Annotated in this window: 24 protein-coding genes; 11 read left to right on the forward strand and 13 right to left on the reverse strand. The window is 68.8% G+C overall.

The window, feature by feature from the left end; genetic code table 11:
- The first annotated feature begins 6 nt into the window (after positions 1-6).
- Complete coding sequence (locus ACUVWL_RS18405; RefSeq protein WP_046433089.1) at positions 7-1,806, forward strand: DUF885 domain-containing protein; 1,800 nt, start codon at positions 7-9, stop codon at positions 1,804-1,806.
- A gap of 105 nt (positions 1,807-1,911) precedes the next feature.
- On the opposite strand, the gene ACUVWL_RS18410 is transcribed toward ACUVWL_RS18405, so the two are convergent.
- Complete coding sequence (locus ACUVWL_RS18410; RefSeq protein WP_005420187.1) at positions 1,912-2,370, reverse strand: hypothetical protein; 459 nt, start codon at positions 2,368-2,370, stop codon at positions 1,912-1,914.
- 186 nt (positions 2,371-2,556) lie between these two features.
- Here ACUVWL_RS18410 and ACUVWL_RS18415 point away from each other — a divergent pair, with 186 nt between their 5' ends.
- From ACUVWL_RS18415 to ACUVWL_RS18430, 4 genes are all read left to right on the forward strand, one after another.
- Positions 2,557-2,805 carry a hypothetical protein gene (locus tag ACUVWL_RS18415; protein ID WP_005420185.1) on the forward strand — a complete coding sequence of 83 codons (249 nt, stop codon included), beginning with the start codon at positions 2,557-2,559 and terminating at the stop codon, positions 2,803-2,805.
- Positions 2,806-2,928: 123 nt separating this feature from the next.
- Positions 2,929-3,846: a bestrophin family protein gene (locus ACUVWL_RS18420; protein ID WP_014038878.1), complete on the forward strand. Its 918-nt coding sequence runs from the start codon at positions 2,929-2,931 to the stop codon at positions 3,844-3,846.
- A 19-nt stretch (positions 3,847-3,865) separates the two neighbouring features.
- On the forward strand, positions 3,866-4,855 hold the full coding sequence (hemB, locus tag ACUVWL_RS18425; RefSeq protein WP_014648793.1) for a porphobilinogen synthase: 990 nt from the start codon (positions 3,866-3,868) through the stop codon (positions 4,853-4,855).
- Between the two features lie 32 nt (positions 4,856-4,887).
- Positions 4,888-5,157 (forward strand): hypothetical protein, encoded by a 270-nt coding sequence (locus tag ACUVWL_RS18430; RefSeq protein ID WP_032959066.1) that lies wholly within the window; start codon positions 4,888-4,890, stop codon positions 5,155-5,157.
- Between the two features lie 121 nt (positions 5,158-5,278).
- Here the strand turns inward: ACUVWL_RS18430 and ACUVWL_RS18435 are convergent, their stop codons facing one another.
- Entirely contained in the window at positions 5,279-6,142 is an 864-nt protein-coding gene (locus ACUVWL_RS18435; protein WP_111206068.1) for a TolB family protein, read from the reverse strand.
- Between the two features lie 48 nt (positions 6,143-6,190).
- Between ACUVWL_RS18435 and aroE the strand changes: the two genes are divergently transcribed.
- The 3 genes from aroE (at position 6,191) to dinG (ending at position 9,663) form a co-directional block, all read left to right on the forward strand.
- Positions 6,191-7,036: a shikimate dehydrogenase gene (gene aroE, locus ACUVWL_RS18440; protein ID WP_445978642.1), complete on the forward strand. Its 846-nt coding sequence runs from the start codon at positions 6,191-6,193 to the stop codon at positions 7,034-7,036.
- A 3-nt stretch (positions 7,037-7,039) separates the two neighbouring features.
- Positions 7,040-7,393, forward strand: a complete 354-nt coding sequence (locus tag ACUVWL_RS18445) for a hypothetical protein (RefSeq protein WP_014648789.1) — start codon at positions 7,040-7,042, stop codon at positions 7,391-7,393.
- 167 nt (positions 7,394-7,560) lie between these two features.
- Positions 7,561-9,663 (forward strand): ATP-dependent DNA helicase DinG, encoded by a 2,103-nt coding sequence (gene dinG, locus ACUVWL_RS18450; protein ID WP_014648788.1) that lies wholly within the window; start codon positions 7,561-7,563, stop codon positions 9,661-9,663.
- A gap of 105 nt (positions 9,664-9,768) precedes the next feature.
- Here dinG and ilvD read toward each other — a convergent pair whose 3' ends face one another.
- Positions 9,769-11,607 (reverse strand): dihydroxy-acid dehydratase, encoded by a 1,839-nt coding sequence (gene ilvD, locus ACUVWL_RS18455; protein WP_445978643.1) that lies wholly within the window; start codon positions 11,605-11,607, stop codon positions 9,769-9,771.
- 409 nt (positions 11,608-12,016) lie between these two features.
- On the opposite strand from ilvD, the gene ACUVWL_RS18460 reads away from it, so the two are divergent.
- From ACUVWL_RS18460 to ACUVWL_RS18470, 3 genes are read left to right on the forward strand one after another with little or no spacing between them, the layout of a single operon-like run.
- Entirely contained in the window at positions 12,017-12,589 is a 573-nt protein-coding gene (locus tag ACUVWL_RS18460; protein ID WP_005420172.1) for a DUF1190 domain-containing protein, read from the forward strand.
- Positions 12,590-12,596: 7 nt separating this feature from the next.
- Positions 12,597-13,775, forward strand: a complete 1,179-nt coding sequence (locus tag ACUVWL_RS18465) for a glutathionylspermidine synthase family protein (protein WP_445978644.1) — start codon at positions 12,597-12,599, stop codon at positions 13,773-13,775.
- Positions 13,775-14,434: a hypothetical protein gene (locus ACUVWL_RS18470; RefSeq protein WP_169411994.1), complete on the forward strand. Its 660-nt coding sequence runs from the start codon at positions 13,775-13,777 to the stop codon at positions 14,432-14,434. The genes ACUVWL_RS18465 and ACUVWL_RS18470 overlap by 1 nt, the downstream gene beginning before the upstream one ends.
- A gap of 810 nt (positions 14,435-15,244) precedes the next feature.
- Here ACUVWL_RS18470 and ACUVWL_RS18475 read toward each other — a convergent pair.
- The 10 genes from ACUVWL_RS18475 to baeS form a co-directional block, all read right to left on the reverse strand.
- Complete coding sequence (locus ACUVWL_RS18475) at positions 15,245-16,543, reverse strand: DUF58 domain-containing protein (protein ID WP_014648783.1); 1,299 nt, start codon at positions 16,541-16,543, stop codon at positions 15,245-15,247.
- Positions 16,540-17,526, reverse strand: coding sequence for an AAA family ATPase (locus tag ACUVWL_RS18480; protein ID WP_014648782.1), 987 nt, complete (start codon positions 17,524-17,526; stop codon positions 16,540-16,542). Before ACUVWL_RS18480 ends, ACUVWL_RS18475 begins: the two co-directional genes overlap by 4 nt.
- The gene (locus ACUVWL_RS18485; RefSeq protein WP_049442036.1) at positions 17,523-18,707 is read right to left on the reverse strand and encodes a DUF4350 domain-containing protein; all 1,185 of its coding nucleotides are present in this window, start codon (positions 18,705-18,707) and stop codon (positions 17,523-17,525) included. Before ACUVWL_RS18485 ends, ACUVWL_RS18480 begins: the two co-directional genes overlap by 4 nt.
- Complete coding sequence (locus ACUVWL_RS18490; RefSeq protein ID WP_445978645.1) at positions 18,704-20,320, reverse strand: DUF4129 domain-containing protein; 1,617 nt, start codon at positions 20,318-20,320, stop codon at positions 18,704-18,706. The genes ACUVWL_RS18485 and ACUVWL_RS18490 overlap by 4 nt, the downstream gene beginning before the upstream one ends.
- On the reverse strand, positions 20,310-21,302 hold the full coding sequence (locus tag ACUVWL_RS18495) for a stage II sporulation protein M (protein ID WP_445978646.1): 993 nt from the start codon (positions 21,300-21,302) through the stop codon (positions 20,310-20,312). The genes ACUVWL_RS18490 and ACUVWL_RS18495 overlap by 11 nt, the downstream gene beginning before the upstream one ends.
- The gene (locus tag ACUVWL_RS18500; protein ID WP_014648778.1) at positions 21,299-21,988 is read right to left on the reverse strand and encodes an RDD family protein; all 690 of its coding nucleotides are present in this window, start codon (positions 21,986-21,988) and stop codon (positions 21,299-21,301) included. The genes ACUVWL_RS18495 and ACUVWL_RS18500 overlap by 4 nt, the downstream gene beginning before the upstream one ends.
- A gap of 123 nt (positions 21,989-22,111) precedes the next feature.
- The gene (locus ACUVWL_RS18505; RefSeq protein ID WP_014038860.1) at positions 22,112-22,642 is read right to left on the reverse strand and encodes a gamma carbonic anhydrase family protein; all 531 of its coding nucleotides are present in this window, start codon (positions 22,640-22,642) and stop codon (positions 22,112-22,114) included.
- A 142-nt stretch (positions 22,643-22,784) separates the two neighbouring features.
- Positions 22,785-23,606 (reverse strand): nucleotidyltransferase domain-containing protein, encoded by an 822-nt coding sequence (locus ACUVWL_RS18510; protein ID WP_014648776.1) that lies wholly within the window; start codon positions 23,604-23,606, stop codon positions 22,785-22,787.
- A gap of 135 nt (positions 23,607-23,741) precedes the next feature.
- Entirely contained in the window at positions 23,742-24,431 is a 690-nt protein-coding gene (locus tag ACUVWL_RS18515) for a response regulator (protein ID WP_014648775.1), read from the reverse strand.
- Positions 24,428-25,819: a sensor histidine kinase efflux regulator BaeS gene (gene baeS, locus ACUVWL_RS18520; RefSeq protein ID WP_049442029.1), complete on the reverse strand. Its 1,392-nt coding sequence runs from the start codon at positions 25,817-25,819 to the stop codon at positions 24,428-24,430. Before baeS ends, ACUVWL_RS18515 begins: the two co-directional genes overlap by 4 nt.
- Between the last annotated feature and the right edge of the window lie 55 nt (positions 25,820-25,874).

Consider the following 25,874-nt stretch of genomic DNA (forward strand, 5'->3'; position numbering starts at 1 on the left):
TGCACCATGAAGCCGATCGCGTTGGCCGTTGCCCTGGCCCTGACCGCCGCCCCGCTGCTGTCCGCACCGCCGGCGCTGGCGGCACCCGCCGCCAAGGCCGCCACACCGGCCAGCCCGGCCTGGGTCGCCCGCAGCAACGCACTGGCGCAGATCCTGCTCGATGCGCAGGGCCCGTTCCAGCCGGAAGAAACCGGCTTCTTCGGCGTGCCCGGCTACGACGACAAGGTGGCCGACCTCGGCGCGGACAACGGCAAGCGCTACCGCGCCGCGATGGCCAAGGCCCGCGACGAACTGAAGGCGAAGCTGGCCACCGAGCAGGATCCCAACGTCCGCCAGGACCTGGAGATCATGATCCACGCCGCCAACCAGAACATCGAAGGCAGTGAGCTCAACGAGAAGTACCTGCTGCCGTGGAGTGACGCGCCGCAGACGGTGTTCAGCGGCCTCAACCTGCTGCTGTCCGACCAGGTGCCGGCGGAGCGCCGGGCCAAGGCGATCGACCGCCTCAAGGCTTATGCCGGCCTGCAGCCGGGCGGCACCGCGTTCACCACGCTGGCCCGCCAGCGCTACGAAGAGCGCTTGAAGGACAGCAGCCTGTTGCAGCCGACGAAGATCGAAGTGCAGCAGTCGCTGGACAACGTCGAGACCTACATCAGCGGCATCGAGTCGCTGCTGAAGAAGTACCAGATCGCCGGCGCCGATGAAGCGATGAAGGCCCTGGCCGGGCAGATGAAGGACTACGCCAGCTGGACGCGCTCGACCGTGCTGCCGAAGGCGCGCACCGACGCACGGCTGCCGGCGCCGCTGTACGCCTACCAGCTCAAGCAGGTCGGCATCGACATCGACCCGAAGCTGCTGATGCAGCGTGCGCAGCTGGAGTTCATGGAAACCCGCTCGGCGATGCAGCAGCTGGCGCCGCTGGTGGTGAAGGAGAAGGGCCTGAAGGTGGCCGACCCGAGCGACCCGGTGGCGGTGATCCGCGCGCTGAAGGCCGACAAGATCGCCGACGACCATCTGGAAGGCCACTACCGCAAGGTGATCGATGCGATCGATCCGCTGATCCGCGAGCACGCCATCGTCGACGTGCCCAAGCGCGCCATGCAGATGCGCCTGGGTTCGGCCGCCGAGAGCGCGGCCAGCCCGGCCCCGCATTTCCTGCCTGCGCCGCTGGTCAACAACACCGGGCAGCAGGGCACCTTCGTGCTGCCGCTGGGCAACCCGGCCGCGGGCCCGGGCGCACAGTACGACGACTTCAACTTCGGTGCGGCGGCGTGGACGCTGAGTGCGCATGAAGGCCGCCCCGGCCACGAGCTGCAGTTCACCGCGATGGTCGAGCGCGGCGTGTCGCTGGCACGCACCATGTTCGCGTTCAATTCGGTGAACGTGGAAGGCTGGGCGCTGTATGCCGAGGCCGAGATGGTGCCGTACGAGCCGCTGGACGGGCAGATGATCGCCCTGCAGTTCCGCCTGCTGCGCGCCGCACGCGCGATGCTCGACCCGATGCTCAACCTCGGCCTGACCGACCGCGCCAACGGCGAGCGCGTGCTGATGGAGCAGGTCGGCCTGTCCAAGGCGATGGCCACCCAGGAACTGGACCGCTACATGGTGCGCATGCCGGGCCAGGCCGGCAGCTACTTCTACGGCTACACCCGTATCCTGGAACTGCGCATGCAGACCGAGCTGGCACTGGGTGCGAAGTTCGACCGCCTGGCGTTCAACAACTTCCTGCTCGACCAGGGCCTGCTGCCGCCGGACCAGCTGGCCGACGCGGTGAACAAGGTGTTCGTGCCGAAGTACAAGCGCTGAACACCCCCCGGTAGTGCCGGCCGCTGGCCGGCATTCCCCTGACGTCGGGAGGATTCCTGAGGTTGCCGGCCAGCGGCCGGCACTACCTGCGGTGATGCTGCCGCGTCACCGCTGCGGGGTGATCACCTGCGTCGGCAGTCGTGCCGGGGGTTCCGGGTTCGGCACCCAGATCGCCACGCCGGCGGCGCGCTTCTGCGTGGTCGGAATACCGATGCCGACGCCACCGCCGACATGCGAGCCGAACGTGCCGGCACCCACCGACATGCCCACCGGTGAGCCGCTGCTGCCCACGCCCATCAGCACCACGCCATTGGCGCCCAGCGCTGCGGCCTCGCGCTTCAGGCGCGCCACCGCTGCATCGGTCTGGCCCTGCGTGCCGAAGCCCACGGCAGACGCCGATTCCAGCTGGGCGATTTCCTGGGAGCCGGCCGGCGGCGTCGAATAGATCTGCACCAGTGCCGGATCGATCGGCGCGCGGGCGCGCCCCAGCATGACCTTGGAGGTGCTGGCACAGCCGGCGGCGACCAGCAGGATGGCCGCCAACGCGGCCCAACGGATGTTCATGGCACGACCCCTGTAGGACTGGTTGCGATCATCGGCGGGCCACTCTGAATCGGCGCCAACACCCGGCCCAGAGCAGGCACGGCGGCACGCTAGCACGCTGCTGGTGACAGCCCCGCCAACGGCAGTAGGCGGCGACGGCGGGAACGACTATGGTGCACAGACAGGAACCAACTGCGGGAGAGTGGAATGGGCGTGATCAGTCTGTTGTGGGGCGTACTGGCGCTGTTGTGGATGATCCTGGCGCTGATTCCGCTGCTGGGCTGGGGCAACTGGTTCCTGATCCCGTTCGCCGCCGTGGGCGCGGTGATCGCCGCGCTGGGCATCCTGTTCACCCACCCGACCAAGCGCGGCCGGGCCTGGGCCGGGCTGGTGCTGAACGGCATCGTGGTGGTGGTCGGCATCCTGCGCCTGGGCCTGGGGGGCGGCGTGATCTGAGCCGCATCGCCGGGTGCGACAGGGCGTCGCAGGTACACGGCCGCGGGCCGGGCAGGGGCGTACAATGAACGGCTGCGCGAGCCCCCCGCGTGCCTGTGAATCCGCGCCCGGCGCGGCTGCCCCATGATCATCCGACCCCGTCCCCACGGCTGGCAACTGCTGTACATCCTGCGCGGCTCGATCGTAAAAGCGATCGCGCCGAAGGTGCTGGCCATCCTGATCCTGTCCATCGCGGTGGCCGCGGTGGTGGAGCTGGCGCCGCCGACCGGCATCGAGCGCGTTTCCGTCACGCCGTTCACCCTGCTCGGCCTGGTGCTGTCGATCTTCCTCAGTTTCCGCAACAGCGCCTGCTACGACCGCTGGTGGGAAGGCCGCAAGCTGTGGGGCCAGCTGGTCTACGAATCGCGTTCGCTGGCCCGCCAGGTGAACCTGCTGCTGGCCGATGACGCCGGTCGCCGCCGCCGCATCGCCTACCTCACTACGGCTTTTGCCCATGCGCTGGCCGCGCGCCTGCGCGGGCGCATCGTGGCCCTGGCGGCGTTGCCGTGGCTGGACAAGCCGCAGCGCGAGCAGCTGGGCCAGCGCGAGAACGTGCCCGACGCATTGCTGTCGATGATCGCTGCCGAGCTGGCCCAGGCCCTGCGCGCCGGCGAACTCGACCCGATCCTCTACACCCAGCTGGAAGAGCGCCTGCACGCGATGTCGTCGATCCAGGCCGGCTGCGAGCGCATCCTCACCACGCCGCTGCCGTTCGCCTACACCCTGCTGCTGCATCGCTGCGCATGGATGTTCTGCGTGCTGCTGCCGTTCGGCCTGGCCAGCTCGCTGGGCTGGGGCACGCCGGTGCTGTCGGCGGTGCTGGCCTACGCCTTCTTCGGCCTGGACCAGCTGGGCGAAGAAATGGAAGACCCGTTCGGCCTGGAGCCGAACGACCTGCCGCTGGACGCGCTGGTGCGCACGATCGAGATCGACCAGCTCGACGCGCTCGGCGAACGCCCGTTGCCCGAACCCCTGCTGCCGCAGGGCTACCTGTTGCAATAGCCACTCCTCGGAGCCTGCCATGTCCCACCCGCTTTACCGCCCGCGCCGCATGCGCCACGACGAGTTCTCGCGCCGCCTGATGCGCGAGAACACGCTGACCACCGACGACCTGATCTACCCGGTGTTCGTGCACGAACGGGCGGGCCGCACCGCAGTGCCGTCGATGCCGGGCGTGGAGCGGCTGTCGATCGAAGAGCTGCTGAAGGTGGCCGAAGAAGCGCTGGAACTGGGCATTCCAGTGATCGACCTGTTCCCGGTGATCGACCCGTCGCTGAAGTCGCTGGACGCGTCGGCGGCGTGGGCCGAGGACGGCCTGGCGCAGCGTGCGATCCGCGCGCTGAAGTCGCGCTTCCCGGAACTGGGAGTGATGACCGACGTGGCGCTGGACCCGTACACCACCCACGGCCAGGACGGCATCATCGACGACAAGGGATACGTGCTCAACGACATCACTGTCGAAGCGCTGGTCAAGCAGTCGCTGTCGCACGCCGAGGCCGGTGTGGACATCGTCTCGCCGTCGGACATGATGGACGGCCGCATCGGCGCGATCCGCCGTGCGCTGGATGCCGACAACCACATCAACGTGCGCATCATGGCCTACTCGGCCAAGTACGCCTCGGCGTTCTACGGCCCGTTCCGTGATGCGGTGGGCAGCGCGGCCAGCCTCGGCAAGGCCGACAAGAAGACCTACCAGATGGACCCGGCCAACGGCGACGAGGCCTTGCGCGAGATCGCGCTGGACCTGGAAGAGGGCGCCGACATGGTGATGGTCAAGCCGGGCATGCCGTACCTGGACCTGGTGCGCCGGGTGAAGGAGACATTCGGTGTGCCGACCTTCGCCTATCAGGTGAGTGGCGAGTACGCGATGATGAAGGCCGCCTTCGCCAACGGCTGGCTGGACGAACGCGCCTGCGTGCTGGAGTCGCTGCTGGGTTTCAAGCGGGCCGGCGCCGATGGTGTGCTGACCTATTTCGCGCCGCAGGTGGCGCGATGGCTGCGCGAGCGCTGACAATAGCGCCACGATAGACGGAGGACTGCGCGATGGGACCCGAACTGGGATGGATGCAATGGCTGATCTGGGGCACCGGTACGCTGGTGTTCGGCGCCATCATCGTCGCTGTCTTCATCGCCGCCTGGCGGGCCGGCAAGCGCCCGCCGGAACAGCTCTCCGCTGCCCGCCACGTGGCCCGTGAGCAGGCGCTGCCGGAGACCGTGCAGGCCGAGCTGGCCGCGTTGAACCAGCGCAAGGACAACGGCCAGCTGAGCGAGATGGAGTACGAGCAGTTGCGCGCCAAGGTGTTGTCGCGCTGACGGGGCGTTTCAATCCACGCATGGTGTGGATCTACTGGTAGTCGCCAACCTTGGTTGGCGCTTTCACGTATGCCAACCAAGGTTGGCATCTACCAAACGGCCATCCACGCATGGCGTGGATCTACCGCGCGCACCCGGCCACCGCCGCCACCTTCGGCACCGCCAACCGGTACACGTCCACGCCGCCGGCACGCGGCGCCTTCGCTGCACTGCTGGCCACCATCATCTCGCCCGGCTTGGCGTTGTCGACCACCGGCGCACCGGTCCAGCCGCCGGCCTGGTTGAACGACAGCCCCAGCGGCTGCAGCGCTACACCGCTCCACGCACAGCCGCTGCTCCAGACCTGCGCGGTACTGCCATTGCCGCGGCTGAACACCACGGCGCCGTCCTGGCCCAGCCAGTCGCCGTCGGTCTCGTCGTCGGCGCTGTTCAACGCGCTCAGTGCGCTGGCCGGGCCGCGCAGGCCCTGCGCATCCAGCGTCGCCACGAACAGGTCCCAGCCGGCGCCACGGCCCTGCTGGCGGGCAAACAACAGCTGCTTGCCGTCCGCGCTCAGGGCCGGCCCGCGCTCTTCGCGGCGCCCGCCGTCACCGGCCAGCGGCTGCGCCGGGCCCAGCCGGCCGTCGGCGGCCAACGCGGCGCGGTACAGCGCCAGCGCGCCCTCGCGGCCGGCCGCGAACAGCAGCCAGCGGCCGTCACGGCTGAAGTAGGGATCGCGCGCTTCACCGTCCACGCCTACCGGCAGTACCTGTGCCTGTTGCCAGCGACCGTCCACCACGCGTGCCTGCCACAGGCCCCAGCCGGCCTCGCCGCGGCGGGCGAAGACGATGCGCTGGCCATCGGCGCTGATCGTGGCGCGGCCTTCGTCGGCGCGGGTCGAGACCACGCCCATGCCTTCGATGCCGTACTCGTTCAACGCCATCGCCACGGGGGCAGAGAGTAGACTGGCGGCGAGCACCAGCAGGGGCGGGGTGATGCGCATCATCCGGTTCCGTGCACGAAAGAGCATCAGTCTAGCCAGCTTGAGGATTCCATGACCGACCGTTACGCCGTCTTCGGACACCCCGTTGCCCACTCGAAGTCGCCGCAGATCCACGCGACGTTCGGTCGCCAGGAAGGCATCGCCATCGACTACCGCGCGATCGACCTGGCCCCGGATGCGTTCCTGGCCGGACTGGAGGCCTTCGCCGCCGAGGACGGTGTCGGCGCCAACGTCACCCTGCCGCACAAGGAAGCCGCGTTCTCGCTGTGCACCACGCTGACCGCGCGCGCGCGCCGCGCCGGCTCAGTCAACACACTGCTGCGCAAGGGCGACCGCTGGCACGGCGACACCACCGATGGCATCGGCCTGGTGCGCGACCTGACCGACCGCCACGGCCTGGACCTGCGCGGTCGCCGCGTGCTGATGATCGGCGCCGGTGGCTCGGCGCGCAGCGTCGCCCCGGCGCTGCTCGATGCCGGCATCACCGAACTGGTGGTGGTCAACCGCACGCCGGAGCGCGCCGACGAACTGATCGACGCGATGGGCGAGCCCGGCCGTGCGATCAGCCGCTACTGGGAAGACCTGCGCGACCTCGGCGACTTCGAACTGATCGTCAATGCCACCTCGGCTGGCCGCGACCGCGACGTCGAGTTCAAGCTGCCGCTGTCGCTGGTCAATTCGATGACCACTGCCGTCGACCTGAACTACGGCGAGGCGGCCATCGCCTTCCTGGCCTGGGCCCGTGCGGCGCAGTGCCGCAATACCGTCGACGGCCTGGGCATGCTGGTCGAGCAGGCCGCCGAGAGCTTCCTGCAGTGGCACGGCGTGCGCCCGCAGACCGGCGAGGTCTACCAGTCGCTGCGCCAGGGCTCGGCCGTGCTGGCCGGCGAGGACTGACCGATGGACAGCACAACCCTGATGGTGACCGTGCTGAGCATGGTCGGCGTGCGCCTGCCGGTGCTGATCGCGCTGTGCGTCGGCCTGGTCTGGGTGGTCGGTGCGCCGCGCGATGCCACCCGCACCGGCGCGCTGGTCGGCCTGCTGCTGTTGCTGCTGTCCAGCCTGGGTGGCCTGGCGGCGGGCATGCTGCCGATGTGGCTGGTCAGCAGCGGCAACTTCAGCGCCATCTCGGGCATGAGCGCCATCTTCGGCGTGGTGCACTTCGCGCTGGCGATGGTCGAGGCCATTGGCGTGGTGCTGCTGGTGTGGGCGCTGGTGCGCCTGCTGCGTAGCCGTCCCGCCCCGGTCGCCTGAGCGCTGGCGCCGGGCCACGCCCGGCGTGTTTCGCCCCTGTGCGGCGCGGGCTTCGGACCGTGCGCGCCGGCGGGCGTCGTCGCTGGCTCGTTCAGGGTGCCAGCAACAGTGAACGCGGCCGGCCATGCGACAATGACCGGCCTGATCCAGCTACGGTAGTTCCCGGCGTGACCGAAACCGTCGCCGCTCCGCGCACGCTCGATGACACCTTGAAGGACGCGATCCGCAAGGCGTACACGACGCTGCAGGCCAACACCCCCGGCTTCTCCACCCGTCGCTCGCAGAGCCAGATGATCGGCGTGGTGTCGCGCGCGCTGTCGAAAAGCGGTGGCGTCGGCGTGGTCGAGGCGCCGACCGGCGTCGGCAAGAGCCTGGGCTACCTCACCGCAGGCGTGCCGATCGCGCTGGCCACCAAGAAGAAGCTGGTGATCAGCACCGGCACCGTGGCGCTGCAGTCGCAGCTGGTCGAGCGCGATATCCCGAATTTCCTGAAGGCCACCGGCCTGGAAGCGACCGTGGCGCTGGCCAAGGGACGCACCCGCTACCTGTGCACGCGCAATGCCGCCGAGGCGCAGGGCGAGGGCTCGCAGGGCGGCATGTTCGAGGATGACGCGCCACTGTTCGACCGGCCGCTGGCGCCGATCGAGATGGACATCGCCAAACGCCTGACCGACGCCTTCACCAGCGGCAGCTGGGATGGCGATATCGACAATGCGCCGGAGACCATCAGTCCCGGCCTGCGCAGCCGCATCACCACGCCGGCCTCGGGTTGTGCCGGGCGACGCTGCGCCTATTCGGCGCAGTGCGCGGTGTTGCGCTCGCGCAATACGGTGCGCGACGCACAGATCGTGGTCACCAACCACGCGCTGCTGCTGTCGGCGCTGTCGATCGGTGACAGCGACAACGGCCAGCCGTTGATCGCGCCACCCTCGGACATGCTGCTGGTGCTGGACGAAGGCCATCACATCGGCAACGTGGCGATCGACCAGGGCGCGGCCAGCCTCGCGCTGGACGAGATGGCCAAGCGCACCGGCCGCCTGCAGATCCTGATCGCCGGTGCGTACCGCGCGGTCGACAAGGACCGGCTGGGCAACCTGCTGCCCAACGAAGCGATCGAAGTCGCCAGCAACGTGGCCAAGCAGCTGCGCGCGTTCCGTGATCACATCGAGCGGGTGTGGATGCCGGCGCCGGCGGACGAAGAGCCGATGTGGCGCGCGGCCAATGGACGCCTGCCCGAGGCCTGGCGCGAGCCGATCGAGGCACTGGCCGACGATACCCGCAGCCTCTACAACTGGGCGCATGCGGCCACCACGCAGGTGGCCAAGGGCAAGCCGGACGATGCCGCGCGCGAGCGCCTGCAGCGCAACCTGGGCATGGCGCTGGAGATGATCGAGCAGCAGTACAACCTGTGGCAGGCGTGGCGCCGCGAAGACAAGGACGGCGCGCCGCCGATGGCGCGCTGGGTGACTGCCACCCGCGATGGCGACCTGGTGCTGCACGGTTCGCCGGTGTCGGCCGCGCACGTGCTGCGCAAGCTGCTGTGGGATGAAGTGGACTCGGTGGTGATGACCTCGGCGACGCTGACCGGCGGTGGCGACTTCCAGTCGCTGGCGATCGACAACGGCATTCCGGAAGAGGCCGAGATGGTCTCGCTGTCGTCGCCGTTCGACCTGCCCAACCAGGCCGAACTGATCGTGCCGAAGTTCCCGGTCACGCCGGACGACCGCGAAGGCCACCCGCGCGAAGTGGCGCGCTACCTGGACACCGAACTGGACTGGGCCAAGGGCTCGATGGTGCTGTTCACCTCGCGCTGGAAGATGGAGAAGGTGGCCGGGCTGATGCCGGCTGCGCGCCGCAAGCAGGTGCTGGTGCAGGGCGAGATGTCCAAGACCCGGCTGATCGAGGAACACCTGAGGCGTGTCGAGGCAGGCGAGGGCTCGGTGCTGTTCGGCCTGAATTCGTTCGGCGAGGGCCTCGACCTGCCCGGCGAGGCCTGCACCACGGTGGTGATCACCCAGGTGCCGTTCGCCGTGCCGACCGACCCGCAGACCGCCACCCTCAGCGAGTGGTTCGAGGGACGCGGGCTCAACGCGTTCAACCTGATCGCCATTCCGCATGCGCTGCGCACGCTGACCCAGTTCGCCGGCCGCCTGATCCGCACCTCCACCGACACCGGCCGCGTGGTCATTCTTGATTCGCGGCTGCTGACCCGCCGCTACGGCAAGCGCATCATCGACGCGCTGCCCCCGTTCAAGCGCGTGATCGGCTGAAAAAAGGGGACGGAGGGGATTAAGTCGTTTGAGCCTCAAACGACTTAATCCCCTCCGTCCCCTTTTCCCAGATGGCGGCCAGCGGCCGGCACTACCGGATCGGCATCAATCGCCGAGCAGGGCGGTGTTGCGTACGGCGCCCTTGTCGGCGCTGGTGGCCAGCAGGGCGTAGGCCTTCAACGCGCTGGTGACCTTGCGCGGGCGTGGCGCGCGCGGTTTCCAGCCACGCGCGTCGGCGTCGGCGCGGCGCTGGGCCAGCGTGGCCTCATCCAGCAGCAGGTCGATGCGGCGGGCCGGGATGTCGATGCGGATGCGGTCGCCGTTCTCCACCAGACCGATGACACCGCCGCTGGCGGCTTCCGGCGAGACGTGGCCGATCGACAGGCCCGAGGTGCCGCCGGAGAAACGGCCATCGGTGAGCAGCGCGCACTGCTTGCCCAGTCCCTTCGACTTCAGGTAGCTGGTCGGGTAGAGCATTTCCTGCATGCCGGGGCCGCCCTTCGGCCCTTCGTAGCGGATCACCACTACCTCACCCGGTTGCACCTCGTCGGCGAGGATGCCGGCGACGGCGGCGTCCTGGCTTTCATAGACACGCGCGGGGCCTTCGAACACGTGGATCGATTCGTCCACGCCGGCGGTTTTCACCACGCAGCCATCCACGGCCAGATTGCCACGCAGCACGGCGAGGCCGCCTTCCAGTGAGTACGCATGCTGCAGCGAGCGGATGCAGCCCTCGGCGCGGTCCATGTCCAGGGTCGGCCAGCGCGTGGCCTGGCTGAAGGCCTCCTGGGTAGGGATGCCGGCCGGGCCGGCCTTGAAGAAGGCATGCAGGGTGTCGTTGTCACTGCGCACTACGTCCCAGCGTTCCAGCGCGTCGGCCAGGCTGGCGCTGTGCACGGTCGGCACCGTGGTATCGAGCAGGCCGGCACGGTCCAGTTCACCGAGGATGCCGAACACGCCGCCGGCGCGGTGCACGTCCTCGATGTGGTACTTCGGCGTGTTCGGCGCCACCTTGCACAGCTGCGGCACGCGCCGCGACAGCGCGTCGATGTGGGTCAGGTCGAAGTCGACCTCCGCCTCCTGTGCGGCGGCCAGCAGATGCAGGATGGTATTGGTGGAGCCGCCCATGGCGATGTCCAGGGTCATCGCATTGGCGAACGCGGCCTGGGTGGCGATGCCGCGCGGCAGTGCGCTGGGGTCTTCGCCGCCGTACCAGCGATGGCAGAGTTCGACGATCAGGCGGCCGGCGCGGCGGAACAGCGCCTCACGGTCGGCGTGGGTGGCCAGCGTGGTGCCGTTGCCGGGCAGCGACAGGCCCAGCGCCTCGGTCAGGCAGTTCATCGAGTTGGCGGTGAACATGCCCGAGCAGGAACCGCAGGTGGGGCAGGCGCTGCGCTCGAACGCGGCGACTTTCTCGTCGGAGGCGCTGTCATCGGCGGCCACCACCATCGCATCGACCAGATCCAGCTTGTGCTCGGACAGCCTGGTCTTGCCCGCTTCCATCGGCCCGCCGGAGACGAACACCACCGGGATGTTCAGGCGCAGCGTGGCCATCAGCATGCCGGGGGTGATCTTGTCGCAGTTGCTGATGCACACCAGCGCGTCGGCGCAGTGCGCGTTGACCATGTACTCCACGGCGTCGGCGATGATCTCGCGGCTGGGCAGCGAATACAGCATGCCGTCGTGGCCCATCGCGATGCCGTCGTCCACGGCGATGGTGTTGAATTCCTTGGCGACGCCGCCGATCTGTTCGATCTCGCGCGCGACCAGCTGGCCGAGATCCTTCAGGTGCACGTGGCCGGGCACGAACTGGGTGAAGGAGTTGGCGATGGCGATGATCGGCTTGTGGAAGTCGCCGTCCTTCATGCCGGTGGCGCGCCACAGGGCGCGGGCGCCGGCCATGTTGCGACCGGCGGTGGAGGTGCGGGAACGGTATTCGGGCATGGCGGGCGGAACGGGCGGGCCGTACGACGTGGGGGTCAGCCGATCATGGCCAATTTTTTCGGTTGCTGCTGCAACCACCTTCACCGCTTGCAGCGGCTTGGCGGTCCGCGCATTTCCCCTTATCCCCGCGCCTTCGGCGCGCCCCCCTTGAACAACAAGGGGGCTTCTTGCCGGAGACTTGGCTGCGCGCGCCGGGCATGACCGGGCGCCGCGGGATGTGTGCCAACCAAGGTTGGCACCTACCAGAGCGGTGCGTCGCCTGGGGTCGGATCCCATCGCGGCGCGATGGGCTCTGACCCCAATGCCGACGAAAATGAAAGTCCGTTCATCTTTCGCACTTTGCCGATTCCGGTTGCTGGCCCGGATTTGGCATCATTGGGGCATTGATCCGTCGACAGGGCATGAGGCCATGAAACGTTCCCGCACCACCGCGCTGCTGCTGATGAGCGCCGCGCCGCTGCTGTTCACCGCCTGCCAGAAGGAGCCGGAGGTGAAGGTGCAGGAAGGCCTGTATACCTCGGTGGAGGCCTGCACCGAGGCCACCGGCGATCCGTCGTCGTGCCGCAATGCGTTCGCTGAAGCGCAGAAGCAGGCCGCCGATGCGGCGCCGAAGTACGCCAGCAAGGAAGCCTGCGAGAAGGACTACAAGCCGGAACAGTGCGTGCAGCAGCACACCTCGGCCGGTACCTCGTTCATCGGCCCGATGATGATGGGCTTCTTCATGTCGCAGATGCTGAGCAACCGCGGCGGCCTCGCCCCGCAGGCGCCGGCGTCGGCACCGGCCTACCAGGACAAGAATGCGGGTTGGGCGCGCCCGGCACCGGGCGGCACCGGTGGCCTGAACACCGCCAGCGGCATCGGTGCTGGCAAGGCCGGCCTGGCCCCGGTCACCAGCGAGCCGAACCGTGCGGTCACTGCCAGCCGTGGTGGCTTCGGCAACACCAGCGCACGCCGCAGCACCAGCGGCAGCTACGGCGGCTGATCGACCCATGCAGCGCATCCGGATTGCCGAGCGTGCCCAGTGGCGGGCGCGCGCGGAAGAGGCGGGTTTCCGCTTCCACACCATCGACGGCCAGCCGTACTGGGATGAACGCGCGTATTACGCCTTCACCCTGCGCCAGATCGAACAGGACATCGAAGACCCCAGCGCCGAGCTGCACCAGATGGCGCTGGATCTGGTCGGTGATGTCATCGGCAGCGAACGCTTGATGGACCAGCTGGCGATTCCGTCGCACTACCGCGACTGGATCGCCGACAGCTGGCGCCAGCGCCAGCCGCACCTCTATGGCCGCCTGGACCTGGCCTACGACGGTACCGGTCCGGCCAAGCTGTACGAATTGAACTACGACACGCCGACCTCGCTGTTCGAAGCCAGCTTCTTCCAGTGGCAGTGGCTGGAAGACCAGCGCAATGCCGGTCGCCTGCCGCAGCATGCCGACCAGTTCAACGCCATCCATGAGGCGCTGGTCGAGCGTTTCGGCGACCTCGCCACACAGCTGCCGCCCCCGCTGTACTTCAGCGCGGTCGGCAGTTCGGAGGAAGACCGCGGCACGGTCGAGTACCTGCGCGACTGTGCGTCGCAGGCCGGCCTGCATGGCCAGGCCATCGCCATCGAGGACATTGGCCTGTCCGAGGACGGACGCTTCACCGCGCTGGACGATTCGGTGATCGGCACGCTGTTCAAGCTGTATCCGCTGGAAGACCTGATGGCCGAGGAATTCGGCCGCGCGCTGCCCGGTTCGGGCGTGCAGCTGCTGGAACCGGCCTGGAAGGCGGTGCTGAGCAACAAGGGCATCCTGCCGCTGCTGTGGCAGCGCAACGTGGGCCATCCGAACCTGCTGGAAGCGCATTTCGATGACGGCAGCGCGCTGGCGTCGGGCTGGGTACGCAAACCGCTGTTCTCGCGCGAAGGCGCCAACATCGAGATGCACCTGGCCGATGGCAGCACCCAACGCAGCGACGGTCCCTACGACGGCCCGGCGATCATCCAGCGTGCGCATCCGCTCACCCGCTTCGAAGGCGGCTATCCGCTGATCGGCAGTTGGGTGATCGGTGACCATGCCTGCGGCATCGGCATCCGCGAGGATGACAGCGCGATCACCCGCGACAGTGCGCGCTTCGTGCCGCACGCGATCGTCGACGAGGCGCCGACGCGGATCTACGTCTGATGACGGTGCGGCGCAATCGCGACCTGCGGCCTGCGCCGCTGCCGGGCCGGCATCTGGATGACGGCCACGCCCTGTGGCGCTATTCGGACCGCATCGCGGTGCGCTGCCACCGCTGCGATACGCCCGGCTGGGTGGTGCGGACGCCGGAATCGCGACGTTTCCGCTGCCTGGGCTGCAGCGCAGCCCTCGACAGTGGATGCGGCTGCGGTTGCTGTGCCGCGGGCGACTGGGTCGGGCCCGTGCGCTACAGCGGCTATCGTCCCTGCGGATACTGCGGGCACAAATGGGTCCGCGCCGAGCTGCACCGTGCGCGTGCAGTGTCGCCGTTGCGGACGCTGGCGGCGGACTGCAGTCAGTGCGGACGCAGCAGCGAGGTGGAGGTCACGCTGTCGCGATGGCGTGGCACTGAGGCGATCGATCCGCATTTCGGCTTGCCGCTGCGGCTGGTCGAAAAGACCGCGGCCGGCGTGCTGTGGGCCTACAACGAAGCCCACCTGCAGGCACTGCACGACTACGCTGCCGCGCCTCTGCGCGAGCGCGCGGGCGTTACCAACGGTTCGATGTTCTCGCGCCTGCCGCAGTGGATGAAGCTGGGCCGCAACCGGGTGCTGCTGCAGCGTGCGGTGGAGCGGTTGCAACGTCGGTTGCTGCAGGGGTAGTGCCGGCCGCTGGCCGGCAACCGGTTTTGGTAGATGCCGACCTCGGTCGGCGCTGTGGGTTCGTGCCAACCAAGGTTGGCACCTATCAGGGCGATGCATCGGTTGTTGCAGGGGTAGTGCCGGCCGCTGGCCGGCAACCGGTTTTGGTAGATGCCGACCTCGGTCGGCGCTGTGGGTTCGTGCCAACCAAGGTTGGCACCTACCAGGGCGATGCATCGGTTGTTGCAGGGGGTAGTGCCGGCCGCTGGCCGGCAACCGCCGTTGGTAGCTGCCGACCTTGGTCGGCGCTGTGGATTCCGTGCCAACCAAGGTTGGCACCTACCAGGGCGATGCATCGGTTGTTGCAGGGGTAGTCCCGGCCGCTGGCCGGCAACCGGTTTTGGTAGATGTCGACCTTGGTCGGCGCTGTGGATTTCGTGCCAACCAAGGTTGGCACCTACCAGGGCGATGCATCGGTTGCCGCAGGGGTAGTGCCGGCCGCTGGCCGGCAACCGGTTTTGGTAGATGCCGACCTCGGTCGGCGCTGTGGGTTCGTGCCAACCAAGGTTGGCACCTACCAGGGCGATGCATCGGTTGCCGCAGGGGTAGCGCCGGCCGCTGGCCGGCAACCGGTTTTGGTAGATGCCGACCTCGGTCGGCGCTGTGGGTTCGTGCCAACCAAGGTTGGCACCTACCAAGGCGATGCGGCGGCTGTTGCAGGGGGTAGCGCCGGCCGCTGGCCGGCAACCGGTTTTGGTAGATGCCGACCCTGGTCGGCGCTGTGGATTCCGTGCCAACCAAGGTTGGCACCTACCAGAGCGATCGCGGGTATCAGAGCAGCCCTTCGCGCTTCACCGCCAGATAGCGTTCCACCAGCGCGCCGGGCAGGGCATCGGCGGTCACGTCCAGCACCATCACCTTTTCGCTGCGCAGGGCCTCATGCGCCTTCGCGCGTTGCTGCAGGTACAGCGCGGCGGCACCGGCCTGGGTGGCGTCTTCCAGTGTCTGCACCTCGCCCTCCAGTGCGCCGTCCAGCTCGCGTTCGCGCAGGCTGGCCACGCACACCAGGTGGCGCCGCTGCAGCAGGCGCACTGCCGCCAGCAGGTCTTCGATGTCCTCATCACGCACGTTGCTGACCAGCATCACCAGCGCACGCCGGCGCTGGCGCAGCGACACCTCGGTGGCGGCGGCCAGGTAATCGGTGGCCACCGCGCGTGGCTGCAGGTCGTAGCTGGCGCGCAGCAGGTGCTCGACCGTACCCATGCCGCGCTGCGGTGCCACCCAGCGGCGTTCGCCACCGGCAGCGTACAGGCCGGCAGCGTCGCCCTGGCGCAGCGCCAGGTAAGCCACCACCAGCGAGGCGTTCAAGGCATGGTCGAAGTGCGAGAGCCCGCCTTCGCTGGCCAGCATGCGCCGGCCACTGTCCAGCATCAACAGCAGCTGCTGGTTCTTCTCGTCCTGGTATTCGCGCGAGATCAGCTTGCGCGCACGCGCGGTGGCCTTCCAGTCGAGCTGGCGCAGGCTGTCGCCGATGCGGTACTCGCGCATCTGGTGGAAATCGGTGCCTTCGCCACGGCGGCGCTTCACGTGCGCACCAACCAGCCGCGAGGCCTGGTCGGCACTGAACAATGCGAAGCGGGTGAGCGGCACGAAGTTCGGATAGACCCGCACCTCCAGCGCCGGCGGCAGCGTGCGTTGCTGCCACCACAGGCGCCACGGCGAACGCATGCGCAGGTGCACCCCCTCGAAGCGGAAGTGCCCACGCTGCAGCGGCTGCAGGTGGTAGTGCAGGGTGGACGCCGTACCGGCCTGCAGGCGCACGCGCTGCGGCAGCGCTTCCAGCGGCCAGCCGCCGGGCACCAGGTCGAACACCTGCACCGTCATCGATTGCTCGGCCTGCAGGCGCAGCGCCGCCTCGCGGCGCACGCCCAGCGCCAGCGCTTCGGGCAGCTCGCGCTGTACCTGCGGCGACGGACGCCGCGACTGCCGCCACAGATCCCACAAGGCGGGCAGCGCGATGACCACGGCTGCCAGCGCCCAGCTCCAGCGCGGCAGCCACCCGCCCAGCACCAGGCCGCCCAGGGCAGCCCAGGCCAGCAGCAGCGCCAGCAGCAGCGGGGCCGGTCTCATCGGCGCGGTGCTTCCACCTTGGCCAGCAGCGCGCCCAGCACGTCGTCGGCGTCCTGGCCTTCGATCTGCAGCTCCGGGGCCAGTGCAATGCGGTGGCGCAGCGCCGGGCGCGCAATGTCGCGCACGTCGTCCGGCGTGACGAAGTCACGGCCGGCCAGCACCGCCTGCGCGCGCGAGGCACGCACCAGCGCGATGCTGCCGCGGGGGCCAGCGCCGACCGCGATGCCCGGCCACTGCCTCGTGGCCGCCACAATCCGCACCGCGTAGTCGATCACTTCGTCATCGACGGTGATCGCCGCGGTCGCGCGCTGCAGTTCCAGCAGCTCGCCGGCCCCCAATACACGCGGCACCTGGCTCAGGTCGAAATCGCTGGCGGCACGGCCACTGGTGATCGCGGTCACCATGCGCTTCTCGTCCTCCAGCTGCGGGTAGTCGATCAGCACCTTCAGCAGGAAGCGGTCCAGCTGTGCTTCCGGCAACGGGTAGGTGCCTTCCTGTTCCAGCGGGTTCTGCGTGGCCAGCGCCATGAACGGCGGCGCCAGGGTGAAGGCCTTGCCTTCGATGGTCACCTGGCCTTCCTGCATCACTTCCAGCAGGGCCGACTGGGTCTTGGCCGGGGCACGGTTGATCTCGTCGGCCAGCAGCAGGTTGGTGAACACCGGGCCGCGACGGATCTTGAAGCTCTCGCTCTTCGGGTCGTACACCGCGTGGCCACTGACGTCGCTGGGCATCAGGTCGGGGGTGAACTGCACGCGCCCGTAGTCCAGCTCCAGGGCCTGTGCCAGTGCACGCACCAGCAGGGTCTTGCCCAGACCGGGCACGCCTTCGATCAGCACGTGGCCACCGGCCAGCAGCGCCACCAGGATCTGGTCCAGTACATCGGCCTGGCCGATGAAGGCGTGTCCAACGGCGGTGCGGATGGCATCGACGCGTTCGATCAGGCGGGCGTTGGCGGCCGCCGGCAGCTCGGGGACTTCGGTCATAGCAGGGATCTCATCTGGAGCAGCAAGCGGATGCGCTCGCGCAGGGCGGAGGAATCGTGCGGTGGCGGGGGCGTGAGCGCGCTGGCAACACGGCCTTGCGGCCATTTCAGCAGTTCGGCGATGGCCTGATCGCGCGGCGCACCGTCCAGTGCAGCGGCTACCGGTGCGCGCAGGCGCAGGCGATGCAGAAACAGGGCGAACACGGCGTCGTACAGGCGCGTGCCGTGGCCGAAGCGCAGCAGCAGCTCGCCACTGGCACGCACGTGCTCCAGCAGCGAGCGGCGTTCCAGCACCGGCGACGGCAGCAGGCTGCCGAAGCGCTGCGAGCGGCCCCACAACCAGCCCAGCAGGGCCAGCAGCAGCGGCGCCCACAGCGGCCAGCCCTGGTAGAACAGGCGCGCCCACAGTGACGGCGGGCGGCTGGCATAGACCAGCCAGAACGCACCCTTGCCGTAATTCGGGTCGAGCAGATAACGGGTCAGGTCGCGGTGCGAGAGATCGTGCAGGCCATCACTGGCCTTGCCTGCGGCCGACGCCAGGCGTGCCGCCGGCGAATCCACCTCGCCGCGCATGAATTCCATGTCGGCCAGCACGCTCACCTTGCCCTGGCCATGGTGCAGGCGTGCGAACACCAGGCTGTGCTCGTTGCCCCAGCGCCGTTCGGCCCGCGCATTGGCGGCAAAGCCCAGCGTGAAGCGACGGCCACCGCAGAACTCGACGTGGCTGGGATCATCGATGACGTGGAATGGCTGGCAGTCGCTCTGCTGATACAGGCTGTCCACGCCCAGCTGGTCCAGCAGGGGCCCCTGCGTGCTGCTGGCGTCGTCCTCGGCGGGCGGCGGCGTACGCACCAGCAGATGGCCACCACCATCAACCCAGGCCAGCAGGGCCCTGGCCGCCGGTGCCGGCAGTTCGCTGCTGTCCTGCAGCAGCACCACCGTATCGTGCGGGCCCAGCGCCATCTGCTGCAGGTCCAGCCGCGGCCGCGAGTGCACCTCGATGCCATCGGCACGCAGGGCCTGGCCCAGCACGTACAGCGGGTTGTAGCCAGCTTCGCCCTGCGGCGGCAGTTGCACGGTCTCGGTCACGCGTTCGTGCGTGCGCAGGTAGAGGATCGTCAGCGGCACGCCGAACAGCACCAGCCCACCCAGCAGCAGCGACCAGAACAGGCGCGGACTCATGCCAGCCACCTGTACTGCCGGCGCAGGGTATCGGCCAATGCATCGAAATCGGCGCGGCTGGGCAGGCGGCCACCGTAGGCGGCGTACTGCCACATGCGCACGATGCGCGCGAACAGGTCACGGTCGGTGGCATCGGGCATGCGCCGCGACGCGCGCAGGCATTGCGCTTCGGTGGCACCGGGCGGAAGCGCGATGCCGCTGCGCTCGCCCACCGTGCGCACGCTGGCGCGGTACAGCAGGGCCAGCGCCTGCCGCGGCCGCCCCTGGTCCCACAGCAGGCCGGCCTGGGTGGCCACGTCCGGCGGCAGCACGACCGGCAGTTCCACCGGTTCTTCCACTACCTGCGGTGCGGCCTCGGCCTTGCGCCGGCCACTGCCGCGCAGCCACGGCAGCCACAGCCGTGCGGTCAGCAGCAGCACCAGCAGCAGGACGCCCAGCAGGCCCCACAGGCCCCACTCGGCCAGGCGTGCCAGCCAGGCGATGCCGTCCTTGCGCGCTTTGCGTTCACCCTTGCTGTTGGTGTCACGCTGCAGCTGCTTGTCTTCCTTCTTTTTTTCCTCGGCCTGCTCGATCGGCTTCCAGCGGGTGACCTGGCGGGTCGGGCGCTGCAGCGGATCTTCATAGGCGCGGTTCACCGCCTGGCGGAAGCCGGCGGTGTCCACTGGCGCTGCACCGAAGATCATGGCGGGTGCATTGGCCGGATCGTTCGCCGCAGTGGCCGGTTCCTCCGCGCTGTCCTCGTCCTCTCCGGCATCGTCTGCCTGTTCTGCCGCCGTCTGCGCGTCCTGCGCATGCACTGGCGCGGAGGCCAGCGGCAGGGCAAGGCACAGCAGCAGCGCCAGCGTCGATGCCGCCGGCAGCAGCCGCTCGCGCAGGCGGCGCAGGGCGATCTCAACGTCCCACGCTTCCATCTGCGTGCGCCGGTTCAAGTACAGGCCGAAGCCGGCGCCGACGTAGAACGGACCGATCAGCACCGAGGCCAGCCAGCACGCCAGGTTGAAGCCGGCCCGCGCCCAGGCGGGTGTGTCCTGGCCGATCATGTCCCACGCGGCACGCCATGATTCGGACATCAGCTCCAGCGGCATGAACATGAACACCGCGCCGATCGCACCGGACACCAGCACCGCTTCAAACGCCATGCAGGCCACGGTCAGCACGGCGGCGGCACCCGCCGCACCAGCGGCCACAGCGCGGCGGCGTGCACCGCGCTGGGCCGGCGCATTGCCCTCCAGCAGGTTCACCGGCAGGCACAGGCTGCGCAGCACGCTGAAACGGCGCCAGCCCAGGTAGCCCCAGAAACCTGCATTGCCCCAGCTGCGTTGCGCGCGCAGGGCCGCCAGCGTACCGACCGGCTCGCCGAAGATGCCACGCGACAGCACGTACAGCGGCGCCCGTTCGAACAGCGGCTTGCACCAGCACATCGCCAGCCACGCCCAGCCGAATGCATCCAGCCACCAGCCCAGCGCGTTGAAGACCACGAACAGCGGCGCACTGGCCAGCAGCCAGCTGCCCCATACCGCGCGTGCGTGGCGGCGCGACAGGGCGCTGCCCAGCTCCATTGCTTCCCAGCCGCTGCGCGCGCGCAGCACCACGTCCAGGTGATCAATGCGCATGGCCGCCTCCGCGTCCGCCGCGCCACAGCCACAGCAGCACGCCGGCCCACAGCATGCCGGCCACGCTGAACTTGCCCCACGCCGGCACGTCGGCAATCGACGACCAGAAGGCTTCGATGAACGCGGCCACCAGCAGCATGAACGCCACGCCCAGGCACAGGCGCGCACCGATGCGGCCGCCCTCGACCAGTGCATCCAGGCGGCTGCGCCGGCCGGGTGCCAGCAGTTTCATGCCCAGCTGCAGACCGGCACCGCCGGCGATCACGATCGCGGTCAGCTCGAAGGCACCATGGCCTGCGACGAAGCGCCAGAACGGATCACCATGGCCGATGTGCTGCAGGTGGCCCGCCACCGAACCGATGATCACGCCGTTGAACAGCAGCACCAGCAGCGTGCCCAGGCCGGCCAGCAGGCCGCTGGCGAAGGTACGCAGGGCGATGCTGATGTTGTTGAGGATGTAGTGGCCGAACATCATCCAGTCGGTGCCGCTGTCGCGTCCCAGGTGCTCGGCGGCCGGATCGTACATGCGCTCCATCTCGGCGATCTGGCGGTTGTCCATCACCATGTGGATCAGGTCCGGATAGACCTGCACCAGCACGAAGCAGGCCAGCGCCGGCAGCGCGAACATCGCCAGCGCCACCCACATGCTGCGCGCCTGGCTGCGCACCAGCAACGGGAAGTCGGCCACCAGGAATTCCAGCGCACCGCGCCAGCGCGTCGGCGGCGTGCGGTACAGCACGCTGTGGCCCTGCTGCATCAACTGCTGCAGGCGCTGCACCAGCTGCGGGCTGTAGCCGCGCTCGCGGGCCAGCGCCAGCTGCTGGCACAGGCGCCGGTAGCGCTGCGGGAAGGCGGTATCGTCCAGCGCGAGCGCGCTGGCCTTGCGCCGCGTGCGGCGCGAAGCACCGGCGCGCAGCAGCAGCCAGTGTTCCAGGTCCTGCCATTCCTGCTGGTAGCGGGCGACGAACTGTTCCTGCTTCATCGCCGCCCCAGCAGCCAGTTGGCCATGGCATACAGGCGCAGCACGCCGACCTGGCCGTGGGTGCCGGTCAGTGGCTCGGCAATGCCGGCCAGTTCCTGCTGGCGTGCCGCCGACAGCCGCGGCGCGCGCTCGGCAAAGGCCATCAGCGCCGCCTGTTCTTCCGGTCGCAGCGGCTGCGGCGGGGCCAGCACGCTGTCGATGGTGGGCGGAGGCGGCAGGTACAGCACCGGTGCATGCACCACCACGGTACCGGCCACCAGGTCGCCGAGGCGGCGGCCGTGGGAATCGAACAGGCTGCTGATCAGGCCCAGTGCATAGCCGAACGGCAGCATGTCCACGGTGCGCAGCAGGTTGCGGGTGATGGCGGCCATCCAGCCCACCGGCGCGCCATCGCGCGCGAGCACGTGCAGGCCCAGTGCGCGCTTGCCCAGGGTGCGGCCCCACCGCGCTTCGCAGACGATCGGGTAGGCCCAGTAGACCAGGAACATCAGCACCAGGCCGAGCCCGGAGCCGAACGAATCCAGCAGTGCCAGCGGAATCGACATCAGCACCAGCACCGCGATGCGCACGCCCAGATCGATCAGCCAGGCCATCGCCCGGGGCACCGGGCCGGCCGCCGGCAACTGCAGCGGCACACCCTCCGGCGTCACCACCTCGCGGTAGGTATCGAGCATCGGTGCGGCCATCAGTGCGATGGCCTTCGTTGTGGGCGGCGGAGTCCTCTCCGGCAGGCAGCCACAGGCATGGGGGTCTCGACAGGTCCTGGTCGGGCCCAGACTTTAGCAGAGCCGCATGGCGGCGTTGGCCGTTCAGCCCAGGTATTCGTCCTTCAGCCGCACGTAGTGGTCGGCCGAATAGTGCAGCGACTCGATCTCCTTGTCGCTCAGCGTGCGCGCCGGGCGGGCCGGGTTGCCCACCCAGAGCTCACCTTCACCGACCACCTTGCCCGGGCCGACCACCGCTCCGGCACCGACGAAGCCATGGCGTTCCACACGGGCGCCATCGAGGATGCAGGCGCCCATGCCGATCAGGCTGTAATCACCGATGGTGCAGGCGTGGATGATGCAGCCATGGCCGACGGTCACGCCTTCGCCGATCAGGGTCGGGTAGCCGGCCTTGTTGTACGGGCTGTGGTGGCTGACGTGGATGATGGTGCCGTCCTGCACATTGGTGCGCGCACCGATGCGGACGTAATTGACGTCGCCGCGGATGATCGTACCCGGCCACACTGATACGTCCTCGGCCAGTTCCACGTCACCGATGAGGGTGCAGGCCGGATCGATGTACACGCGCTCGCCGAGGACGGGCATCTTGTCGCGGAAGGGGCGCAGCGGGTTCATCGGTGTCTCCGGAAATCAGGGCGTTCACCGCGATGATACCTGCGTGGTAGTGCCGGCCGCTGGCCGGCAACGTCATGGGCGTACCTGGAATTCTGCGGTTGCCGGCCAGCGGCCGGCACTACCCGAGTCCAGGTGCAGCCGCTCAGATCGGCGCGTGCTCGGCCAGCATCTGCCGGAACAGCTCATCCAACCATGCCGCATCACCGTGTCCAGCGGGCAGCTGCGGCGCCTGCGCAGTCCGGATGGCCAGTTCACGATCGATGAAATCGCTGATCGCCGCGATGCGTGGTCCGGCACTGACCTCGGCACTGGCGCGTTTAACCGCCAGCAGGGCATCGATGGCTTCACGCACCGGGCCGTGCGGCAGCAGCCGGTCCAGCAGGTCCTCGAAGGCCATCGGCGGGGGGGTCTGTTCGTGCTCGATCCACTGGCAGGCCAGCAGTGGGCGCAGCACGTACAGGTACTTCTTCGTGCGTACCGTTTCGCCACGCAGGTAACCGCGATGGTTCGAGCGCGCCATGTTGAAGTAGTGCCACCACGTGCCCAGTGGTGAATAGAACGACTCAGCTGCCTTCCAAAGCTGCGACACTGCGGTGTGATCCTGCTGGTAGATGATCGGCGAGCGCAGCCATTCAATCAGTGTCGGATTGGATTTTGAAACCAGGCGCAATGCCTTGCGCAGGTCCCAGCCGCTGACATCGAGCTCATCGTCGATCGGCAGTTCGATCACGTCCCGCTGCGCATCGCCGGGGCCGGTGCTCTCGTTGACGGTGAGATACCACGGCTGGCGATGCACGTAGATGAAGCGTGCATCGTAATCGCTGTCCGGCGAAGAGAAGCCCCAGCCACGGCTGCCGGACTCGCACGCCAGCAGAACGCGCACGTCGTGTCGCCGTTCGATGTCGGCGAGGCTGGAAAGAATGGCGGCGCGCTTGCCCGGCGCGATCGGGTGGATGTCGTCCATGCAGTCGTGATCCGTTGATGTCGAGCGTGCTCGACTGTAGCGCAGTTGCGCACGGGTAGTGCCGGCCGCTGGCCGGCAACCTCAATGGGCGCACCTGGAATTCTGCGGTTGCCGGCCAGCGGCCGGCACTACCGGCTAGGGTTCGTAGCTGTAGCCCATGCCGTACACCGAACGGATCGGTTCGCCTTCCATGCCGGCGTCGGCCAGCTTGCGGCGCAGGTTGCGCACATGGCTGTCGACGGTGCGGTCGACCACCACGCGGTGGTCCAGGTAGAGGCGGTCGAGAAGCTCATCGCGCGCCCAGATCCGGCCGGGCGTGGCCAGCAGGGTGCGCAGCAGGCGGTATTCCACCGGCGTCAGGTCCAGGCCCTTGCCGTTCCAGGTGGCGCGTGCCGCCGGTTCGTCGATGTGCAGCCCGCTGTTGGCGCGTGCAGCGGGGTCCGGGCGGTAACGGCGCAGCACTGCCACCACCCGCGCCACCACCTCGCGCGGACTGAACGGCTTGCAGATGTAGTCGTCGGCACCGATGTCCAGGCCCAGCAGGCGGTCGATCTCTTCCACCCGCGCGGTGACCATGATCACCGGTACGTCGCTGCCGGCGCGCAGTTCGCGGCACAGGTCCACGCCATCGCGTTGCGGCAGCATCAGGTCCAGCAGCACCAGGTCGGGCTGGTAGCGCGCGAATGCGTCGATCACCTGGCCGCCATCGTCCACCCATTCGCTGGTCATGCCGGCGGCGGCCAGGTAGTCGCGCAGCACCGAGGCCAGGCGTGGCTCATCCTCGACGATCAGGATCTTCGCGGACGCGGCGGGGGACAGGCTCATGCGGACTCCGGCAGGGTGACGACCACGCGCAGCCCGCCCAGCGGCGAGGGCTCGGCGTGGATATGGCCGTGGTGGGCGAGGATGATGTTGTGGCTGATGGCCAGGCCCAGCCCGCTGCCGCCGCTGGCGCGGTTGCGCGAACTCTCCACCCGGTAGAAGCGCTCGAACAGCAGCGCGCACTTGTCGGCCGGTACGCCCGGCGCGGTGTCTTCCACGATCAGCTGCACGCCGGCGGGCACGCGCGCAGCCTGCACGCGCACGCGGCCGCCGCCATGGGTATAGCGCAGTGCGTTTTCCAGCAGGTTGGCCAGCACCTGCTGCAGGCGGCGCTCGTCACCGGACACCTGCAGCGGTGTGGCGGGCAGCGCTTCTTCCAGTGCCAGCCCCGCCGTGGAGAAGCGCACGCGCATGCCATTGAGCTCGCTGCGCACCAGCGCCACCAGGTCCAGCGGGGCGAAGCGGTAGGCCAGGCCGCCGGACTGGGTCATCGACAGGTCGTGCAGGTCGTCGATCAGCTTGCCCAGCTGGCGGATCTCGCCCTGCAGGGCACCCAGGTTGGCGCGGTCCAGCGGGCGGATACCATCCTCGATCGCCTCCAGTTCGGCGCGCACCACCGCCAGCGGCGTGCGCAGTTCGTGCGAGATGTCGGCAATGAAGGCGCGGCGGTTGCGCTCGGTGTCGTCCAGCGCCTGCGCCATCCGGTTGAAGTCGTTGACCAGTGCATCCAGCTCGTCATCGCTGGTGCGCTCGATGCGGGTGGCGTAGTCGCCGGCGGCGAGCCGGTGGGTGGCGGCGGCCAGCTTGGCCAGGCGCTGGCGCAGCGCGCGCGACACCAGCCAGGCCAGCACTACGGTCACCAGCAGCAGCGAGATGCCGATCACCCACCATGCGCGCATCTGGGTGTTGTAGAAATTCAGGTCGTTGGTAGCGATGACGGTCTGGAACGGCACCATGCCCAGCCAGCCGACGGTGTGTCCGTCCACCTGCACACTGTGCGGCTCGTCGTCGCTGATCGCGTCCGGGTTGCCGGCCACGAACCGATGCTGCGCATCGAACAGGCCCAGCCGCGAGGGAACGCCGGTCTGGTCGGACAGCGGCGGCACGGGCCCCTCGTGCCCATGGCCCAGGTCCGGGCGCAGCAGCCGCGCCCAGCGGTCACTGTCACCGCGCAGATGCTCCCAGCCGCCTTGCGTGCGGTACTCGCGCTGCAGGTGTGGCATCACGCGCTGCATGCGCAGGTCGCCCTGGTCGTTGAGGTAGTCCAGGAAGCCGGTCTGGAACGCCACGCGGCTGGCAATGCCGTTCACTGCCAGCACCAGCAGGCAGGCGGTGAAGATCGCGAGGAAGGTCTTCGCGGTCAGGCCGAATTTGAATCGAATCTTCGCCATCGCCGGGCCATTAGCGGCGCATGCGGCGCCGAAAGCAAGCGCCCGCTGAGCCGGT

Source organism: Stenotrophomonas muris (assembly GCF_052751275.1).

Coding starts and splice junctions, on each gene's coding strand:
- ACUVWL_RS18405 (WP_046433089.1), top strand. CDS start 7: ATGAAGCCGATCGCGTTGGCCGTTGCCCTGGCCCTGACCGCCGCCCCG.
- ACUVWL_RS18410 (WP_005420187.1), bottom strand. CDS start 2,370: ATGAACATCCGTTGGGCCGCGTTGGCGGCCATCCTGCTGGTCGCCGCC.
- ACUVWL_RS18415 (WP_005420185.1), top strand. CDS start 2,557: ATGGGCGTGATCAGTCTGTTGTGGGGCGTACTGGCGCTGTTGTGGATG.
- ACUVWL_RS18420 (WP_014038878.1), top strand. CDS start 2,929: ATGATCATCCGACCCCGTCCCCACGGCTGGCAACTGCTGTACATCCTG.
- hemB (WP_014648793.1), top strand. CDS start 3,866: ATGTCCCACCCGCTTTACCGCCCGCGCCGCATGCGCCACGACGAGTTC.
- ACUVWL_RS18430 (WP_032959066.1), top strand. CDS start 4,888: ATGGGACCCGAACTGGGATGGATGCAATGGCTGATCTGGGGCACCGGT.
- ACUVWL_RS18435 (WP_111206068.1), bottom strand. CDS start 6,142: ATGATGCGCATCACCCCGCCCCTGCTGGTGCTCGCCGCCAGTCTACTC.
- aroE (WP_445978642.1), top strand. CDS start 6,191: ATGACCGACCGTTACGCCGTCTTCGGACACCCCGTTGCCCACTCGAAG.
- ACUVWL_RS18445 (WP_014648789.1), top strand. CDS start 7,040: ATGGACAGCACAACCCTGATGGTGACCGTGCTGAGCATGGTCGGCGTG.
- ilvD (WP_445978643.1), bottom strand. CDS start 11,607: ATGCCCGAATACCGTTCCCGCACCTCCACCGCCGGTCGCAACATGGCC.
- ACUVWL_RS18460 (WP_005420172.1), top strand. CDS start 12,017: ATGAAACGTTCCCGCACCACCGCGCTGCTGCTGATGAGCGCCGCGCCG.
- ACUVWL_RS18465 (WP_445978644.1), top strand. CDS start 12,597: ATGCAGCGCATCCGGATTGCCGAGCGTGCCCAGTGGCGGGCGCGCGCG.
- ACUVWL_RS18470 (WP_169411994.1), top strand. CDS start 13,775: ATGACGGTGCGGCGCAATCGCGACCTGCGGCCTGCGCCGCTGCCGGGC.
- ACUVWL_RS18475 (WP_014648783.1), bottom strand. CDS start 16,543: ATGAGACCGGCCCCGCTGCTGCTGGCGCTGCTGCTGGCCTGGGCTGCC.
- ACUVWL_RS18480 (WP_014648782.1), bottom strand. CDS start 17,526: ATGACCGAAGTCCCCGAGCTGCCGGCGGCCGCCAACGCCCGCCTGATC.
- ACUVWL_RS18485 (WP_049442036.1), bottom strand. CDS start 18,707: ATGAGTCCGCGCCTGTTCTGGTCGCTGCTGCTGGGTGGGCTGGTGCTG.
- ACUVWL_RS18490 (WP_445978645.1), bottom strand. CDS start 20,320: ATGCGCATTGATCACCTGGACGTGGTGCTGCGCGCGCGCAGCGGCTGG.
- ACUVWL_RS18495 (WP_445978646.1), bottom strand. CDS start 21,302: ATGAAGCAGGAACAGTTCGTCGCCCGCTACCAGCAGGAATGGCAGGAC.
- ACUVWL_RS18500 (WP_014648778.1), bottom strand. CDS start 21,988: ATGGCCGCACCGATGCTCGATACCTACCGCGAGGTGGTGACGCCGGAG.
- ACUVWL_RS18505 (WP_014038860.1), bottom strand. CDS start 22,642: ATGAACCCGCTGCGCCCCTTCCGCGACAAGATGCCCGTCCTCGGCGAG.
- ACUVWL_RS18510 (WP_014648776.1), bottom strand. CDS start 23,606: ATGGACGACATCCACCCGATCGCGCCGGGCAAGCGCGCCGCCATTCTT.
- ACUVWL_RS18515 (WP_014648775.1), bottom strand. CDS start 24,431: ATGAGCCTGTCCCCCGCCGCGTCCGCGAAGATCCTGATCGTCGAGGAT.
- baeS (WP_049442029.1), bottom strand. CDS start 25,819: ATGGCGAAGATTCGATTCAAATTCGGCCTGACCGCGAAGACCTTCCTC.